Origin of the sequence: Hyphococcus flavus (genome assembly GCF_028748065.1) — a bacterium.
GTDB classification, from domain to species: Bacteria; Pseudomonadota; Alphaproteobacteria; order Caulobacterales; family Parvularculaceae; genus Hyphococcus; species Hyphococcus flavus.
On the sequence record NZ_CP118166.1, the window covers coordinates 626,857 to 643,044 of the forward strand.

The window sequence follows — 16,188 nt, forward strand, 5'->3', positions numbered from 1 at the left end:
CTATTTCACCCGCACCCGATACGCGCATCGCCGCGCGCCGGCGAGGATGTGTTCTTCGCGTTCGACTTTCACGTCCTTGCCGAGGACGTCTGAGAAAACTTTCAACTCGCCTGCGCAAAGACCGGTGCAGGCTTTCGCCGCCGAACAGATCGGACAGTGATTTTCGATCAGCAGCCAGTCGCGCCCGTCTTTTTTCGCCTCGGCCATGTAGCCTTCGTCGGATCGAGCCTTGGCTAATCGCTTGACGCGTTCAGCCGTGGTTTTCGCACTGGCCAGTTTTTCGCCATAGGCAGCGCGCTGCATGTTCCCATGCTTCTTGACGAGCTTCGCCAACCCTTCAGCGCCAAACAGTTCCTCAACGGACTTGATCATCTCAACCGCCAGCGACTGATGCGCGTCAGGAAAAACGTTCGCGGCCTTTTCGGTAAGCGACCAGTATTTGAGCGGGCGCCCGCGCCCCTGCGCTTCTGATCGCGCCTTGACGAGACCTTCTTCTTCAAGCGCATAAAGCTGCAGACGCGCGGCCATGGGTGTAATGCCGAGCGCCGGGCCCATATGCGACGCGCACTGCTCCCCTTCCCGTTTCATCATGTCGAGAATAGCGGCGCGCGTGGCGCCAGCCTCAGCCCCATTGGCCTTTGTTTTTCTGGGTTTATCGGATTTTCCGATTTTTGCGTTCGATATTTTGCTCATCGATTATTTATAAAAGTTATTGCTTTCAAAAACAAGGGCTATTATTGAAAGCTTATTCTTTCTTAAATAAGGAGGCGATGATGGCCGAAAAGAAAACAACCGAAACGCCGGCCGCACAGCGACTGGAACACGTCAACATGGTCGTGACCAACCTCGACGCGACAACGAATTTCCTGCTCGCGGCGTTTCCCGAATGGCGCATACGCGGCGAAGGCGGCGGCGAGTGGGCAGGCGTGCCGCGGCGCTGGGCGCATGTTGGCGATGACGGCAACTATCTGACGCTCAACGAGTTCAAAATTCCTGAAGCCGCAAAAGGACGGCACCGCGACCTGAAAGGCGCCGAGCCCGGCCTTGCCCATCTGGGCTTTGAAGTCACCGACATCGACGCTGTCATGGCGCGGCTCAAGGACGCTGGTTATGCGCCCGATCATCTGGGTGAGGATCATCCCCACCGGCGCAATATTTATTACGTCAACGAAGAAGGACTTGAGTTCGAATTTGTCGAGTACTCAAGCACGATCCCGCAGGAAAAGAACCTTTATCAATAGGAGAGAGACATGATCAGACGAAACACACGCGCCGAAGGCAATGAAATAGTTGAACATCTGCGGCGCATCTTTGACCGCAAGCGAAAGTAAGCGGGCAAATAATGTCGATTATCGGTTTTCTGGGATCGTCGAGGTCCGATGGCCACACTGCCGCGTTGACCAGGCAAGTCTTCACCAAGCTTGATCAGGCGGAACTTGTCGATCTCAGCAAACTGACGATTGGCCCCTATTCCTATGACGACGCCTATGCGGCGGATGACTTCGCCCCGCTGGCGCAAAAAATGAAAAAGGCGAAGGCAATCGTCTTCGCCAGCCCCGTCTACTGGTACTCCATGAGCGCGCAGATGAAGACGTTTTTTGACAGACTGACTGACCTGACGGGCGGCGCGTTAAAACCAATAGGCAAGTCACTCGCCGGAAAACACATGTTCGCCATCGCTACGGGCGGCTCGCCATCGGCGCCGGCGTCTTTCACGCAACCGTTCGCCGATACGGCCGGTTATTTCGACATGCATTGGGGCGGGCTATTATATGCGCGCAGTAGTGAAGTTCATTCGACCGACACTGAACAGCAACTGAAAAAGTTTTCGGAAGCCGTTCAGACATCAATCTGATCCGTTCCGGCATGATCCGCGCGAACAAACTAAAATCATGCCGCCGCCGCAAATCGGTCCCAATTTCAAACGACCGTTCTCCCTAGCGAAATTCTATCGCCTTTGACGTCAGGGGGAGAGCTTGGACGTCGAAAGCGGCTGGCGGCGCATGCCTTTCAACGCCCCGCGCTCCGCCGTTTTTCCAATCGATCCCCTCATGTGATCTGCGTCACAGGCGCGCCAGACGGATTTGGTTAATCCTGACGGCGACAATGAGGGAGAGCGATATGAAATGGCTTTACGGACTTTGTGCTTTTCAAACCCTTTTGCTGGGCGGCGTAAGCCTGCAGGTCGCGGGATTTGACGTCCGCACGGACGAAATCGCCGACATGGCGCGCGAGGCGAAGCACGCCGCCGCGCAATCCGCTAACACGGCGAGTGATGACTGGTCCTGGCCGTCATCCTCGACAGGCGGCGCAAGCGCTGAGGAAATCCGCCTTATCGTTCAGGAAGAAATCGCCGCCCTTGAAACGAATATTCGCGCGTCCGCTTCCGCACAGTACGCGGCGCAGACAACGCGCGCCGTAAAACCACGCCTCGAACAAAAAGAAATCGAACGGCTGGAAGCGTCCTACCAGAACGACCTTTCCTATTACCGCAGCCGCGGCGCCATCACCGACAAGGAAATGGCGTCGCTACAAATGACCATTGCGAAACTGCCGCAAACCGAACGCCGCGCCGCGCTGTCGCAGCTCGCCAGAGCCCTGGCGAGCGGCGAGATCGACGGCCGGATGTAACCTCAAGAGCTCTAACCAAAGGGAGAGATGAAGATGAAGACCAAACGTAAATATATCGCAGCCGGCGTCGCCGCCGCATTCGTTTCAAGCGCCGCTGTCGCCGGCATGATCCAGCCCGCGCCGGTGGATGTGGACCTTGCGACGAATTTCGCCGGCGGCGACATGCTCAGTGCACGGTACGCGCCGAATAAAAACGAGTTTATCGGTTGCGGCGTGCGCAAGTTTGATGATGGCGCCGGCGGCGCTACCGCTTTCGGTTTCTGTCAGGCCGAGGATGCGGATGGCGAGCGCGCGTTCTGCAACACAGACAATGAAGACCTTCTCGACGCGATCGAAGCGAGCGCTGATTACGGATATGTAACCTTTAGCTGGGAGCCGAAAACTCAGCGGTGTACGCGCATCGGTTTCTCGAACCAGTCGTTTTATGTGCCGCCGAATGTCGGCAGCAACCTGTAAGTATTTGCGTTTTCTTACACAGAACCGCATCACCGGAATGGTGGTGCGGTTTTTATTTTTCATGTGATGAAAATTTTAGCGGCGCAAACACTATAGAATCAGACAGCGATTTCTGCGCTGCAAAAAAAGTCAATCTTGCCCCCCCCAAGGCGCGGCTTATAAAGTCCCCGTTCGCGGCAATAATCGCTTCTTGCGACATTGCTAAACGTTGGTCGCCTGCTGTGGTTAGCGGGCTCAATATTCAATCGGCGGAGACGCCGACTTGAAGGGGAATATATGATTACCAAACTTGCTAAAACCTCGGCGCTTGCATCGTTTTTGCTTGCCGGCGCCAGCATGCCGACGCTCGCGCAGAGCGAAGGTTCTGCATCTGACTATCCGCTTACGATGTTGAATGACTGCTCAACGGAATGCGGCTTTCCTGAATTCGCAGACGCTGATGAAGCCGCTGCGTATCTGCAAAGCCGCTTTTTGAACAATGGCGAAGGCGGCGCGCCGAGCGGCGCCGGCGGATCGCCGGGCGGCGCTGGCGGTCCAAGCGGGATCGGTCTCGGGTTAGGACTTGGCCTGAACGCGCCTCAGGTTGTGTATCTTGATTTTCAACCCGGTGAGCCGACTTACACCTTCAGCCTGTTCGGCATCACGCTGACGCTGAACGACTATTTTTATACGGATGAAGACAAGGAAATCGTCAAATCCCGGATTGCAGCCGACTACGCGCCTTATAACTTCGAGTTCGTTCTGGAAGAACCGACAGAAGGCGACTATGTCACACTGCAGTTCAACTCGAATGACGCCCCCTGTGCAGGGACAGCAGGCGTATGCCCATCGGGCGGCATCCTGTTCGGTTCGGCTGGGGAGATTGACTTTGGCAACGACAACCGTTCGATCGTCGCGATCAACGACGCCAACCTCTGGCCGTTCCTGAATGCGCTCGACCCGATTCTGGGCCGTCCGGCAGGCACATTCATCGAAGACAACGCATTGATCGACGTTATCGGAGCGCGCACCGATGGCCCTGACGCGGTCACTGCTGATGAGGCTGCGCGCATCGCCGTACTCAACCAGACGTCGAACACTGGCGCCCACGAGCTGGGTCACGGTCTCGGTCTTCGTCACTATGACGCCTGGGGTCCGATCGGCGGCGGCCTGCCCTCGACTGGCACGCCGGAACCTGCCTCATTCGCCCCCGTCTATGACGGCCCGGCCGACGGTGATGAGACGGTACTGCACATTATGTCGTCAGGCGCCAGCTCAGGTTTGCCGCTATCCCAAGCAGCGAACGCTGATCGCTTCCACTCGGAACGTTCGGCGATCAAACTCGCCATCAACGAACGTGGCCGTTTCGTCACTGACGAGCAGGCGAATAGCGGTCAGGCGAAACTGAAGAAGCTTCAGGTCGTCAACCCAATCCTTGAAGGCGAAAACGCTGACGGGCGGATTGACGTTCGCAACATCGTTGTTGAAGGGCGCCTGGACGAGCTTGACGAAGTCGATACGCTGACCTTCTCGGGCAAAGCCGGTCAGGTTTTCAACGCCGAACTGATTTCGAATGTTGAAAGCTTCTTCTTCCCCGAATGGGACAGCATGATCGGCAAACTCACGCTTTACAAGCAGGAGTCCAACGGCTCGCTGACCGAAGTCGCCACCAACGACGCTGAGTTTGAAAGCTTTGACGCTTTCCTGCTTGACGCCGTATTGCCGGAGAACGGCACTTACGTGCTTCATGCAGAAGCGCCGAATGAAATCTTCCTCGGCTTCGACGCCATGGGCGATCCTATCATTCTTCCGCTTTCGGACTTTGGCTTCACTGATGAGCTGGAATACCGGACGGGCCAGTACATTCTCAACGCCTATATCGTTGAGTCCAAAAACGGAAACGGTCCAAAGAAAATCGGCGGCCCCAAGAAATAATCTTGAGGCTTTACGATAAAGGAAAAGCCCCGCTTCGGCGGGGCTTTTTTCATGGGGTTTACGGACCGAATCGGTCGCCTCTCCTGGAAAACCGTGCTATGGGCGCGCCCGGGCAAGGGGCGAGATGAGAAATTTCCTTTCGGAACTAAGACGGCGCAATGTCTTCCGTGTGGCTGGCGCCTATGGCGTTGCAGGCTGGCTTTTGGCGCAGGTCGCGGCGACGCTGGAGGGCGCGGTCGGTCTGCCCGCCTGGTTTGACGGCATGGTCGTCAGCCTGCTGCTGATCGGTTTCCCCATTGCGCTGATCCTTGCCTGGGCGTTCGAACTGACGCCGGAGGGCGTCAAGCTCACTGCCGCTGCGCCAGACGGTGAAGGCGCAGCGCCCAAAACCGCCAAAGCGCTGGACTATGCTATTATCGGCGGGCTGATCTTTGTCGCCATGCTGATTGTTGCGGACAGGCTCATGCCGGAAAAGTCGCCCGCAGTAGATACGACAGCGAATTCTGAACCCGCCGCCGCCTCTATCGCCGTTCTTCCTTTTGCTGACTTATCGCCATCAGGTGATCAGGAATACTTCTCTGACGGGATCGCCGAGGAAATTCTGAACGTCCTTGTGCGGATCGATGGTCTTGAGGTGACGTCACGCACATCATCCTTCCAGTTCAAGGGGCAAGAGCTTGGCGTGCCGGAGATCGCTGAGCGCCTGACTGTACGCCATGTGCTTGAAGGCTCGGTCAGAAAAGCCGGCGACACCATCCGCATCACGGCGCAGCTAATTGACGCGCGCACAGATGCTCATCTGTGGTCGGACACATTCGACCGGCCGCTGACGGCCGCAAATATCTTCGCCATACAGGACGAAATCGCCGAAGCTATTGTTGAGGCGCTAAGCGAAGTCATGGGTGTCGCCGCACCGCCAGAAATCAACGTTACGCCAGTGACGGATAACGTGGCTGCCTATGACCTGTTTCTGAAAGCACGGGAATATTATGTTGCGCGAACGAGACTCGACGAGGTGGAAGCGCTGCTGGCGCGCGCCACGGAGCAAGATCCCAACTTCGCCGACGCCTGGGCGTTGCACGCCGCCGTTATCAGCCTGTTTGTGGAGTATGGCTACGCGCCGATGACCGACTGGGACGAGCATGTCCGCAAGAACCGTGAATTCGCCGACCGCGCGTTATCGCTTGACCCGGATAACGCCATCGCTATCGCCGCAAAGGCGAACGCCCGCTCGATCTCAGCGCAGAAAATGCACAGCAAGGAAGATTTCGCCGACATCATTTCGGAGTTCAAGCGCGCCCTTGCCATTAACCCGCGCGACGGCTCGACCCTGAACTGGCTCGGCCTCACCTATAACACAGTTGGCGAGCGCGAGCGCGGGCTGGAACAATTTCAGGCTTGTCTGAAATATGAGCCATTCTACGCGCCATGCGCCGAAAACATTTATGACGCCCAGGCCGCCCTTGGCATGGCGGATGAAGCGTGGGCGAGTTATCAGCATTCTCTGGACAAGGGGCTGGTGACGACAAGCTGGACGAATTTTGGACTGCTGGCGAAATACGACAACGCCGTCGCATTCAAGATCGCCGCCAACAAGGAAGGCATGCTGCAAGGGTACCGGCGGCATGACGAATTGTATGACGCATTCAAAAATATCGATGCGGACCATGGCGAACTTGCCAAAGACGCGCTCAGTTTCGCCCGTCTCAAAAATCAAGACTCACCGGGCGAAAATCTCGCCCTGCTGTTAACGCCGCTCGGCGCCTATGATTTGACTCCGCTGCCTGCAGTGACCTGGCTGCCGGAATTGCGCAATTACAGGCAATCGGAACAATTCAAAAACTACATCCGCCGGTCTGGCGTATACGACTACTGGCGCAAGGTTGGCTTTCCACCGCAATGCAAGCCACGGGGTGAAAACGACTTTGCCTGCGAGTAACGGCGCATCACCGGCGCCGCGTTATTGTCTTGTATAAATTAAAAAACGAAGGGGACTATTCGTGAGGCAGTTTATAATATTTTTGGGCTTTGCGGCGCTGGCCGCATGTTCGAACGCGCCGGACACGACCGCGACGGAACAAAATGCAAAAGCCCTTGTCGAGGCAGTCTACGCCGGCTTCGCCGCTGGCGATATGGATCGCGTCACCGGCGCAATGGCGGCGGACATCGTCTGGAACGAGGCGGAAGGCAATCCCTATGCAGACAATAACCCTTACGTGGGTCCCGAAACGGTCTTAACCGGCCTCTTAGCGCGACTTGGCGGCGAATGGGACGGCTTTGCCGCCGTACCGCAGGAATATGTGAGCGAGGGCGGCCGCGTCATCGTCTTCGGCCGTTACGGCGGAACTTATAAAGCTTCAGGCAAATCCATGGACGCGCCGTTCGTTCATTCATGGACCGTTGTTGACGGCAAGATCACCGCGTTTCAGCAATATACTGATACGGCGGAACACGCCGCTGTCATGGCGCAATAGCGCACGACTTCCGGGGGCCGCGCCATGGAATTTGAAGCGTTTCGGGTGATTGCGCAGATTGCGGCGGGCCTTTCCGGATTCGTCGGCATATTGCTCGTCCTGCAGGACCGGCTGGCGCGTTTGCCGCGACGGCAGATGCTCGGCTTCTTGCAATCGAGCATCGGCACGCTGGCGTTTGCGCTCCTGCCCGACTTTGTCTTTTCCCTGCCCATCGCGCCGGCGCTTGGCTGGCAGATTCTCGGCGGGCTGTTCGGCGCCTATCATCTGTTCATCTATGTGTTCTTCCTCAGCGGTTACGGCGATTTCAGAAATATGCCACCCATCCAGATCACGGTCTGCATCGCATCGATCCCGGTGATCGGCGCCAAGCTATTGTTGGGGCTTGGTCTCTTCGCCGCGCTAGCGCCGAACATCTATCACCTTGGCCTTTTATGGACCGTTGGCGTTTCGATCTTTTTCTTTGTGCAGGTTATTTTGAATGAGGCCAGTGAATGACGCTCAATGACGTTTATCTGATTTCACAGATTATCGCCGTTCTGCTGGTCGCGCCAACACTGCTCTACCTCGCGCTGCAAATCCGCCAGGGCGCCGAACAGCTTCGCTCCGAAACCCGGCAGACGCAGCTCGAAAATGATCAAGTCGGCGTTTACAAGTTCGTTGAATTTCCCGAACTCGGACGGATAGCCTCCCAGACCGAAACGCCGTCATTCGAGGAAAAGACCAAGCTTGTTTTCTGGATGATCGGCCAAATGCGCGCGCGCGAGTATGAATGGTTACAATATAAGAGCGGCGCAATGACGAAAGAAGCATGGGAGACTTATCGCGGCGTCATCTATTTCGTACTGGGAACGGCGCGAAACAGGGCGTTGTGGGAGCTCTGCAAGAGTTATTTCAATGCGGAATTCGTCGCGTCGGTCAACGACATGATGTGCGACGTTCCGCAGATTGAGTTCTGGGAACAGCTGGAAAAAACCGGCTAAACACGAGCCACAAGGGAATCTACCGTAATGGCGGCAATAAATTTCGACAGAGTGAACAAATGGCTGATGCTGGGCGCGAATATCGGTGTCGTCCTGGGGCTGATTATTCTGATCATCGAGGTCCGCCAGAACGCCGCGCTCACGCGCACAGCCCTCGAATCGGCGAAAAACGATCAGCTTGCAGACATTGAATTGAGCATCGCGTCGCCTGCTGTTGCAGCGGCGTGGACAAAATCCATTCGCGCGCCCGAAACAATGACCGATGCAGACATCAGGATGGTGGAGTCCCATCTTGTCGCCGTGACGCTGCAATGGGACAATCTGTTTCAGATGGAGGACAGCGGACTTGCCAGCCGCGCGCGAACAATAAGGCACATTCAAAACACCGCGCCTTATTATTTCGGCTCAGCACATGCGAAAAACTGGTGGCGGCTGCAGGAACAGGGCTGGGAAAATACGCCCATGGTGGAAGTGGCTGGGCCGGTCATCGAAGCGCTCGATCCGGATTTCTTGCTTAACTATCTGGAAAGCAGCCGGTTGAGCGCGCCGCCTCCGTCGTCAGAGGAGGCAGTTGAGTAATGCTCCTCCGCCGCATCACCGAACATGTCAAAGCCCAGAACTGGACCGCCGTCGCGCTCGACTTTGTCATTGTCGTTGTCGGCGTCTTTATCGGGGTGCAGATCGGCAACTGGAACGCCTCGCGTCAACAACATCAAATCTATGAGGAAGCGTTCGACCGGACAATTGTCGAGCTGCAAACCAATCTCGAATCGCTGGAGTCGACTCGAGAAACAGTTGAAACAAGTCTTCCCCTCGTTCAGCAGGCGATCGAGGATCTGCGCGCTTGTCGCGCGGGTGACGAAGCCCACGCCAATGTACAGGCCGCCTTTGCCCCGACAGGCGTATTGGTCAGCTTTGCTCTGGACACAAAAGCCCTCGACCAATTGATCAATAATGACAATTTTCTGCCCTTCCAGACGCCGGACACCCGAAAACGCCTGATGGCTTTGTCGACAAGGCTCAATACGTTGCAACAAAAGTCCATGAGCATGAATGAACGCACCGCCATGACGGCGAAAGATGTCTCTCACATCGTACAGCCTGGTCCGCTGGTGATGGAAGGCCCGGATCAGATTGTTGACGCGCTGCGACAAGGCGTTATCGGAAGCCCGGAAATGGTTCGGAAAAGCACGCTAATGGCGCCGCTGGCGCAAGTCTGTGAAGACGAGGCGTTGCGCAATAGATTCTACGCTTGGGAAGCCGAAGCCTATTATCATTCGGTGATGGCGGCGTTGGCGATAGAACGCATCCGCGAAAACCTTGAAGCGTTTGGGCGCCCAGTAAAGGCGACCGGCGATGTGACGGAAGAAACGAAATGATCCTGCGCCGCATCACCGAACACGTAAAGGCCCAGAACTGGACCGCCGTGGCGCTCGATTTCGTCATCGTCGTTGTCGGCGTCTTCATCGGCATTCAGGTCGCCAACTGGAATGATGCGAGGCAAGAGCGTGCGACGGAAGCGACCTATCTGAGGTCATTGCAAACGGATATCGCGGTATCGACCAATCTTCTCGATGAGCACATGGCTCATATCGCTGATCGCCAGCGGGCGCTCGCCGTGCTCGCCAACGCCGACAAAGACGCCGTCGCGCGCGAGGTCTTTGACGATCTCATGCGCATTGGGCTTTATGAGCTGCAGTTTCTCAATGTTCAGCGCAACACCTATCAGGCGCTGGAGAATGCCGGACGGATTGGCGTGCTGCGGGATCTGGCGTTGCAACAGTCACTGGTCGACCAGACCGTGCAGATTGCGGCGATCCGCGAATACGAAGCGGATATGGCTCGGTTCCAGCATCGCTGGGTCGATGAGTTTCTCCTCGAAAACTATCACATCAGCAACATGATTGACTTCGACGGGGCGGAGGTAGAGGGCCGTCGCGACGACATTTCCGATTACACGCAAATGCTCGACGACCGGCGGATCCGGAACCTGTCCGCATTTCTTTACGACATACTTAATGAACAGCGTGCTCACGCCGAGACCTTGCGAGCCGCTTATGATTCCTCGGCCGCGAACGCCGCCGCGCGCCTTGCCAGACTGGGAGAGAACTAATGATCCTCCGCCGCATCACCGAACACGTCAAAGCGCAGAACTGGACCGCCGTCGCGCTGGACTTTGTCATTGTCGTCGTCGGCGTTTTCATCGGTATTCAGGTCTCGAACTTGAACGCGGCGCGGGCGGATCATGTGCGCGAAGCCCGATATCTCAACAACCTTGCTGTCGAAATCAGGGAAGAAGTTGTTGCGTTGGATGAGGTGATGCTTGCTCATCGCGCGCGCATAACGGTGATTGATAGGATGTTAACCGATGCGGGCGGCGCCCCGCCTCGGCGGGAGAGCAGAATGTCAGCACCCGCAAACGCGGTTGATGTCGCCAGGAAGTTTCCGGCGCCGGAGTTTCTTCCCATCGCTGAGGATGAGCGCGAGTATTTTTTGAACTACGGTATCCTTGCGCGGACATTCAATGAAAAGAACACGACGTTTCGCACCCTGCAATCGACCGGAGATATCACAATTTTAAGGGATGAGACTCTAGCTCTCGATATTTCGGATTACTACGCCAATATCGAGGATTTGATTTATTTTGAAGGCGGTACTGCGCGCCATGCGCGCGATGCGACAACAGCGGTCGCCAGGCGTCACGGCTTCAATCCTTTTGGCGAAAACTCATATGATCTTGTCGTGACCGCGCTGCGGGAAGATCCGGAATTCACCGCCTCTTTGCGTGCGCTTTACAATGTTTCCATCTTGAATCACTTCGTGATTGCCAATTTAAAACGTGAAGCAGAGGAGATTTTGGCCAGGCTTCCGGATGGTGAAGTATGATTCTTCGCCGCATCATCGAACACGTCAAAGCGCAGAACTGGACCGCCGTCGCGCTCGACTTCGTCATTGTTGTTGTCGGCGTCTTTATTGGGATTCAGGTCGCCAACTGGAATGACATGCGTCGCCTTAACCAGACTACACAAACCTATTATGATCGCCTAATTGACGATCTGCGCGCTGAACAGAAAATGCAGGCCGAACTTGCCGGGTATTATGATCAGGTCAAACGTCACGGCGTCGCGACATTGGCTAGACTGGAAGCGGGGGAGATACAGGCCAGTGAGGAATTCTTTATTGACGCATACCAAGCGTCTCAAATCCGTTATTACACTGCGCAAAGAGCAACGTATAATGAACTGCTTGGCGCCGGAATTGCGAGCGCTATTCCTGACGCCGAGCTTCGCAGCCTGTTGGCGACGTATTACCTCACGTTAGGAAATGCGGAGCGCCTTCATGAAGAGACGACGCCCTATCGTTCGAATCTTCGGATTTATATGCCGTACAGGTTGCAGGCGCTCATACGTGAAAAATGCAAGGAGAAATTCATTTTGCAGGACGACGGCTCTCTCGTTGTTGATCTGACGGGTGAGTGTAGCTTGAATGCGAACCCGGAGTTATTACAACAATCATTGTTGGCGCTGCAGGATTATGACGCAATGGAACGTGAGCTTGGGCGCCATTTAAGTAATATCGATATCAAAATCATCTCGTTGCAGATTTATCAAGAGTCGACAAAGAGTATTCTTGACGCTCTAGTTGCGGAGCGCGAAAGATGATCCTCCGCCGCGTCATCGAACATGTGAAAGCCCAGAACTGGACCGCCGTCGCGCTCGACTTCGTGATTGTCGTCGTCGGCGTCTTCATCGGTATTCAGGTTGCGAATTGGAACGCGGAGATTGCCGAAAGAAAGCGGGCGCACAGTAATCTCGAGCGTATCTACGGTGATCTCGCACTAGACGAGCGTTTATTGACGTTGCGCCTCGACTTCTGGGCGCAGGTTTATGATTACGGCGTCGGCGCTCTGGCCGTCGCTGAAGGCCGTGAGCAACAGCCGGAAGAAGCGTGGCCGCTTGTTCTTGCTTTCTATCAGGCGAGCCAGGTCTCGCATTTCAACAAGGTGGATACGACCTACGAAGAGCTGAAGGGCGCCGGCGAACTTGCGCTGATTGACGACCTTGAGCTGCGCACGACAATCGCTCGTTATTACGCAGGCGCAGGCCGGAAACTCTTTATGTTCTCCACGCTGCCCCTCTACCGCGAACGCATTCGCGCCATGACGCCATTCGATGTGCAGAACTATATCTGGGACGCCTGCCACCAATCGGACATAGAAGAGCAGAGTCTCATCGAATGCCCGTCACCGATCAGCGCGGCGCGCGCAGAAAATATTCTGGCAATGTACCTTAACGACGAAGAGCTGGTGAATGAATTGCGCTTCTGGATGGCCGAACTTCGTATGACGATTGGCGTGGCCGAATCCACGCTTTCCGATGTCAGGGCAACAGCCCAGCAAGTTGCAGGTGCGCTGAAATGATCCTCCGTCGCGTCATAGAACACGTAAAGACCCAGAACTGGGTCGCCGTTTTCCTCGACTTCGTTATCGTCGTCGTCGGCATCCTCATCGCATTTCAAATCAACGCATGGTCGGCGCGACAGGCAGAAAAACAATCCTTGCACGTTGCGCTGGAACGATTGCGTGATGAAATCCAGTTAAACATCGGCGTTATTGATGAGAATTCGAAACTGCACGACGACATTGCCGCTGCCGGTCACGAATTGCTTGACGCAATTCGTGACCCGGAATTGGATGAAATTCCCATGGTGTTGATCGGCACTGTCTTCGCTGAAGGATTCACCAGCGATTACTCAACAGGAGCGCTCACCTATGTGCTGAACCAGCAGCCATTTCACAATACTGAAAATGGCGACCTCCGACGCATAATTACAACTTTGCCGGCGCAATACCTAGATGCGCTGGAGGATGAGAGAGTCACAATCCAGCTTCTTGATAGGCAATGGGTGCCCTATATTAGCCAATATTTGCCAGTTGAAACATTCTGGAATTTGGTCAACGAGAAAAGAGACAGGGCGGGATCATTCCAATCGGAAGACGGCGCTACCATCCAAGATGTTGTTTCATTGGATGAGTTCAAACAGCTCGCATCGACCCTGAGGTTTCAAAACGAAATTGTAAATCGCATAGGGTATCAAGATCTAATCGTGATTGAGCAACGGGAGTTGCGAAAAGTTCTTGGGCAGGCTCTGGCGCTGATTGAAGAGGAGTTAGAATAGTGCTCCTGCGCCGCGTCATCGAACACGTAAAGACCCAGAACTGGACGGCCGTCGCGCTCGACTTCGTCATTGTTGTCGTCGGCGTCTTCATCGGTATTCAGGTGAGTAACTGGAACGATGCTCGCGGCGAACGGCAGCGCGAAACGCAAATTCTGGGGGATATCGCAACCGACATCGCCGCTGATATTGAGGGCTATGACATCGCAATCGATGGCGCCCTGGTCCGTATCGCGACCATGAATTACATATTTGAAAATACGCCCAGTGCGGCGTTAAGCGCTTTGATGCCGGACACGGAACAGGTCGAGCTGCACCTGAGCTGGTCCAGCGATATGGAAGAATCCGTGCGCTTAGGGTCACAAAATAATGAGTTCAATTTCGAAGAATATGCCGCGGCGGCGAAAGAAAGTTTATGGTCGTCTGCTGTGATTGTCGGCAATGTCGAGCGGAGCGCTACGGCTTCGGATGCGCTCGTAAATTCGGGTGAGCTGGGCATTCTCAGAAACAAGGAAATCGTACGTCAATTACAGGAATATCGCCTTATTACGGCGGCGATTGAAAACTCCCAGGATGTCACATTTCGCCCAGCGCGAGATGCGGCGATAGAAGTGGGACAGAAATTTGGTCTGGCCGCCTTTGGTGCGGTGGACGAGGAAAAATTCTTACAACTCGTCAGCGCGGAACCTGAATTGGCCGCGACGTTGCAATCGCAATTAGGATGGGCGACGGGTCATTATTTAATGCTTGTCGCGGCTGACCAGTCCGCGCATAGGCTTTTACAGAATATTCGAACCGAGCTCGGCGAAATGCCCGGCCAAACTGACGGTGTGAAATAATGCTTCTCCGCCGCGTCATAGAGCATGTGAAAACCCAGAACTGGACCGCCGTCGCGCTCGATTTTGTCATTGTCGTCGTCGGCGTGTTTATCGGTATTCAGGTGTCGAACTGGAACGATGCGCGCGCCGAGCGTGTAGAGGAGCGGCAATTGCTGACGCGGCTTCTCGAAGAGACCGGCTCGCTTCTGGAAATCCAGAAATACGAATATTCAAGGCATTTGCCGCGCATCGACGCGATGAGCGGTATTCCGCCTTTGCTGTTCGATCCGCCGCCGGGCCGGGACCTGACGGAAATCGAATGCCGCCTCATTACCATCTCTCACTGGCTGCCGGCGCCAAGCGATGAATTGCCCATATTGGAGGAGTCCATTGCGACGGGCCGCTTCGACCTGATTTCAAATGAAGATGTGAAGGCGCAATTGCGCGGCTTCGCGCTGGTTCGCAATCGGTCCCGCCGCCAATACGAGGAATCAATTAATGAGTTGTTCCGGCTTTACTCCCGCCATCCCGATGCACTCTGGTTTGTCCGCAGGCCGATTGATGAGGTCAAGGATATGCCTGTGTGGCTGCAGCGCGATTCAACGCAATTGGCGCGGAGCGCGGGCGACGGCTACCGCTTATGGAACGAATGCGATCTGGAGCAAATGCGCCATAACAAAGCCTTTCTCGGGGAGTACGCAGACAATCTCTCGCGGCTGAATTCTTACGTTGAACGATATGAAGAAACGATCGCAGCGCTTGAGGACCTGGAGGAGGCGCTTGCGACTGAACTCGGCGTTCCTCAATTGTCTGAATTGGGAGGGCATCCCTGATGCTCCTCCGCCGAGTCATTGAACACGTAAAGGCGCAAAACTGGACGGCCGTCGCGCTCGACTTTGTCATTGTCGTCGTCGGCGTCTTTATCGGCATTCAGGTGGCGAACTGGAACGAGGCGCGGGCCGACCGTTCGCTGGGCGAGGATTACACCGTCCGGCTCGTCGCCGATCTTGAAAATGATCTAACGGCGGCGCGCACGCTGACCAGCTATTATAACGTCGTGACCCAGAACATTAAGATGACCGACAATTTGCTCTCGAGCCCCGACCCCGGTCCGAAAGCCTTGGTCGTCGCTGCTTACCGGGCAAGCGAGTTCAGCAGTAATCCGTCGAACCGGGCGACGTGGGATCAGGTCGTCTCATCTGGGCATCTGGGTCTGCTCCCGGCCGCCGCCATAGAAAGCGGCCTGCCGGATTATTACAGATTCCAGGACAGCAATGATGACACGATTGCGCGGTTACAAGATACGCCATACAGACGGAAAGTTCGTTCGCTCATTCCTCTGGCTGTGCAGATCTCGATGCGAGAGGGCTGTAGCGATGAGATGGATGACAATCAGGTTATCGTCGGCTTTGTGACCAACTGCAATCTGGATGTGGATGCATCCACAATCAACGAAACAGCGCGCGAGCTTATAGCTTCTGCTGAACTGCGCGAATTGCTTCGATATCAATATTCCATGGTCGCATCGGTGCAGATCAATAATACCGGCAATGTCGCTCTTTTGGAGAAAATCCTAAACGCCCTCAATGCGGAGGATACTGACTGACGCGCCTTGGCACTGTTTAGCCGAAACTTCGGGCAGCGGGAGTTCAATTTATGCCTCCAAACGGGGCGTTACAGGCGCGCTTGACTCATTAACCCTGATCGTTTCTGCTAATCGTTCATGACGATGTTGCAACA

The 16,188-nt window shown here is 55.4% G+C and carries 20 protein-coding genes; 19 read left to right on the plus strand and 1 reads right to left on the minus strand.

Annotation, left to right across the window (positions count from 1 at the left end; all coding sequences use genetic code 11):
* Positions 1-693, minus strand: a complete 693-nt coding sequence (locus tag PUV54_RS03045) for a helix-turn-helix transcriptional regulator (protein WP_274494066.1) — start codon at positions 691-693, stop codon at positions 1-3.
* Positions 694-773: 80 nt separating this feature from the next.
* Here PUV54_RS03045 and PUV54_RS03050 point away from each other — a divergent pair, with 80 nt between their 5' ends.
* From PUV54_RS03050 to PUV54_RS03140, 19 genes are all read left to right on the plus strand, one after another.
* Positions 774-1,241 (plus strand): VOC family protein, encoded by a 468-nt coding sequence (locus tag PUV54_RS03050; protein ID WP_274494067.1) that lies wholly within the window; start codon positions 774-776, stop codon positions 1,239-1,241.
* A 101-nt stretch (positions 1,242-1,342) separates the two neighbouring features.
* Positions 1,343-1,855, plus strand: a complete 513-nt coding sequence (locus tag PUV54_RS03055; protein ID WP_274494068.1) for a flavodoxin family protein — start codon at positions 1,343-1,345, stop codon at positions 1,853-1,855.
* A 266-nt stretch (positions 1,856-2,121) separates the two neighbouring features.
* A complete protein-coding gene (locus PUV54_RS03060) occupies positions 2,122-2,631 on the plus strand; it encodes a hypothetical protein (RefSeq protein WP_274494069.1) in 510 nt (169 codons plus the stop codon).
* 33 nt (positions 2,632-2,664) lie between these two features.
* A complete protein-coding gene (locus PUV54_RS03065; protein ID WP_274494070.1) occupies positions 2,665-3,087 on the plus strand; it encodes a hypothetical protein in 423 nt (140 codons plus the stop codon).
* A gap of 276 nt (positions 3,088-3,363) precedes the next feature.
* The gene (locus PUV54_RS03070) at positions 3,364-5,001 is read left to right on the plus strand and encodes a hypothetical protein (protein ID WP_274494071.1); all 1,638 of its coding nucleotides are present in this window, start codon (positions 3,364-3,366) and stop codon (positions 4,999-5,001) included.
* A 124-nt stretch (positions 5,002-5,125) separates the two neighbouring features.
* Positions 5,126-6,940, plus strand: a complete 1,815-nt coding sequence (locus tag PUV54_RS03075) for a tetratricopeptide repeat protein (protein ID WP_274494072.1) — start codon at positions 5,126-5,128, stop codon at positions 6,938-6,940.
* A gap of 61 nt (positions 6,941-7,001) precedes the next feature.
* Positions 7,002-7,475: a nuclear transport factor 2 family protein gene (locus PUV54_RS03080; protein WP_274494073.1), complete on the plus strand. Its 474-nt coding sequence runs from the start codon at positions 7,002-7,004 to the stop codon at positions 7,473-7,475.
* Between the two features lie 24 nt (positions 7,476-7,499).
* Positions 7,500-7,970 (plus strand): hypothetical protein, encoded by a 471-nt coding sequence (locus PUV54_RS03085; RefSeq protein ID WP_274494074.1) that lies wholly within the window; start codon positions 7,500-7,502, stop codon positions 7,968-7,970.
* Positions 7,967-8,455, plus strand: a complete 489-nt coding sequence (locus PUV54_RS03090) for a hypothetical protein (RefSeq protein ID WP_274494075.1) — start codon at positions 7,967-7,969, stop codon at positions 8,453-8,455. The genes PUV54_RS03085 and PUV54_RS03090 overlap by 4 nt, the downstream gene beginning before the upstream one ends.
* A 27-nt stretch (positions 8,456-8,482) precedes the next feature.
* Positions 8,483-9,034, plus strand: a complete 552-nt coding sequence (locus PUV54_RS03095; protein WP_274494076.1) for a hypothetical protein — start codon at positions 8,483-8,485, stop codon at positions 9,032-9,034.
* On the plus strand, positions 9,034-9,834 hold the full coding sequence (locus tag PUV54_RS03100) for a hypothetical protein (protein ID WP_274494078.1): 801 nt from the start codon (positions 9,034-9,036) through the stop codon (positions 9,832-9,834). The genes PUV54_RS03095 and PUV54_RS03100 overlap by 1 nt, the downstream gene beginning before the upstream one ends.
* Complete coding sequence (locus PUV54_RS03105; protein WP_274494079.1) at positions 9,831-10,568, plus strand: hypothetical protein; 738 nt, start codon at positions 9,831-9,833, stop codon at positions 10,566-10,568. The genes PUV54_RS03100 and PUV54_RS03105 overlap by 4 nt, the downstream gene beginning before the upstream one ends.
* Positions 10,568-11,341 carry a hypothetical protein gene (locus tag PUV54_RS03110; RefSeq protein ID WP_274494080.1) on the plus strand — a complete coding sequence of 258 codons (774 nt, stop codon included), beginning with the start codon at positions 10,568-10,570 and terminating at the stop codon, positions 11,339-11,341. Before PUV54_RS03105 ends, PUV54_RS03110 begins: the two co-directional genes overlap by 1 nt.
* Entirely contained in the window at positions 11,338-12,117 is a 780-nt protein-coding gene (locus tag PUV54_RS03115) for a hypothetical protein (RefSeq protein ID WP_274494081.1), read from the plus strand. The genes PUV54_RS03110 and PUV54_RS03115 overlap by 4 nt, the downstream gene beginning before the upstream one ends.
* A complete protein-coding gene (locus PUV54_RS03120) occupies positions 12,114-12,875 on the plus strand; it encodes a hypothetical protein (protein ID WP_274494082.1) in 762 nt (253 codons plus the stop codon). The genes PUV54_RS03115 and PUV54_RS03120 overlap by 4 nt, the downstream gene beginning before the upstream one ends.
* Positions 12,872-13,633: a DUF6090 family protein gene (locus PUV54_RS03125; protein ID WP_274494084.1), complete on the plus strand. Its 762-nt coding sequence runs from the start codon at positions 12,872-12,874 to the stop codon at positions 13,631-13,633. Before PUV54_RS03120 ends, PUV54_RS03125 begins: the two co-directional genes overlap by 4 nt.
* Positions 13,633-14,469 carry a hypothetical protein gene (locus PUV54_RS03130; protein ID WP_274494085.1) on the plus strand — a complete coding sequence of 279 codons (837 nt, stop codon included), beginning with the start codon at positions 13,633-13,635 and terminating at the stop codon, positions 14,467-14,469. The genes PUV54_RS03125 and PUV54_RS03130 overlap by 1 nt, the downstream gene beginning before the upstream one ends.
* A complete protein-coding gene (locus PUV54_RS03135) occupies positions 14,469-15,281 on the plus strand; it encodes a hypothetical protein (protein WP_274494086.1) in 813 nt (270 codons plus the stop codon). Before PUV54_RS03130 ends, PUV54_RS03135 begins: the two co-directional genes overlap by 1 nt.
* On the plus strand, positions 15,281-16,054 hold the full coding sequence (locus PUV54_RS03140; RefSeq protein WP_274494087.1) for a hypothetical protein: 774 nt from the start codon (positions 15,281-15,283) through the stop codon (positions 16,052-16,054). The genes PUV54_RS03135 and PUV54_RS03140 overlap by 1 nt, the downstream gene beginning before the upstream one ends.
* Positions 16,055-16,188: the final 134 nt, after the last annotated feature.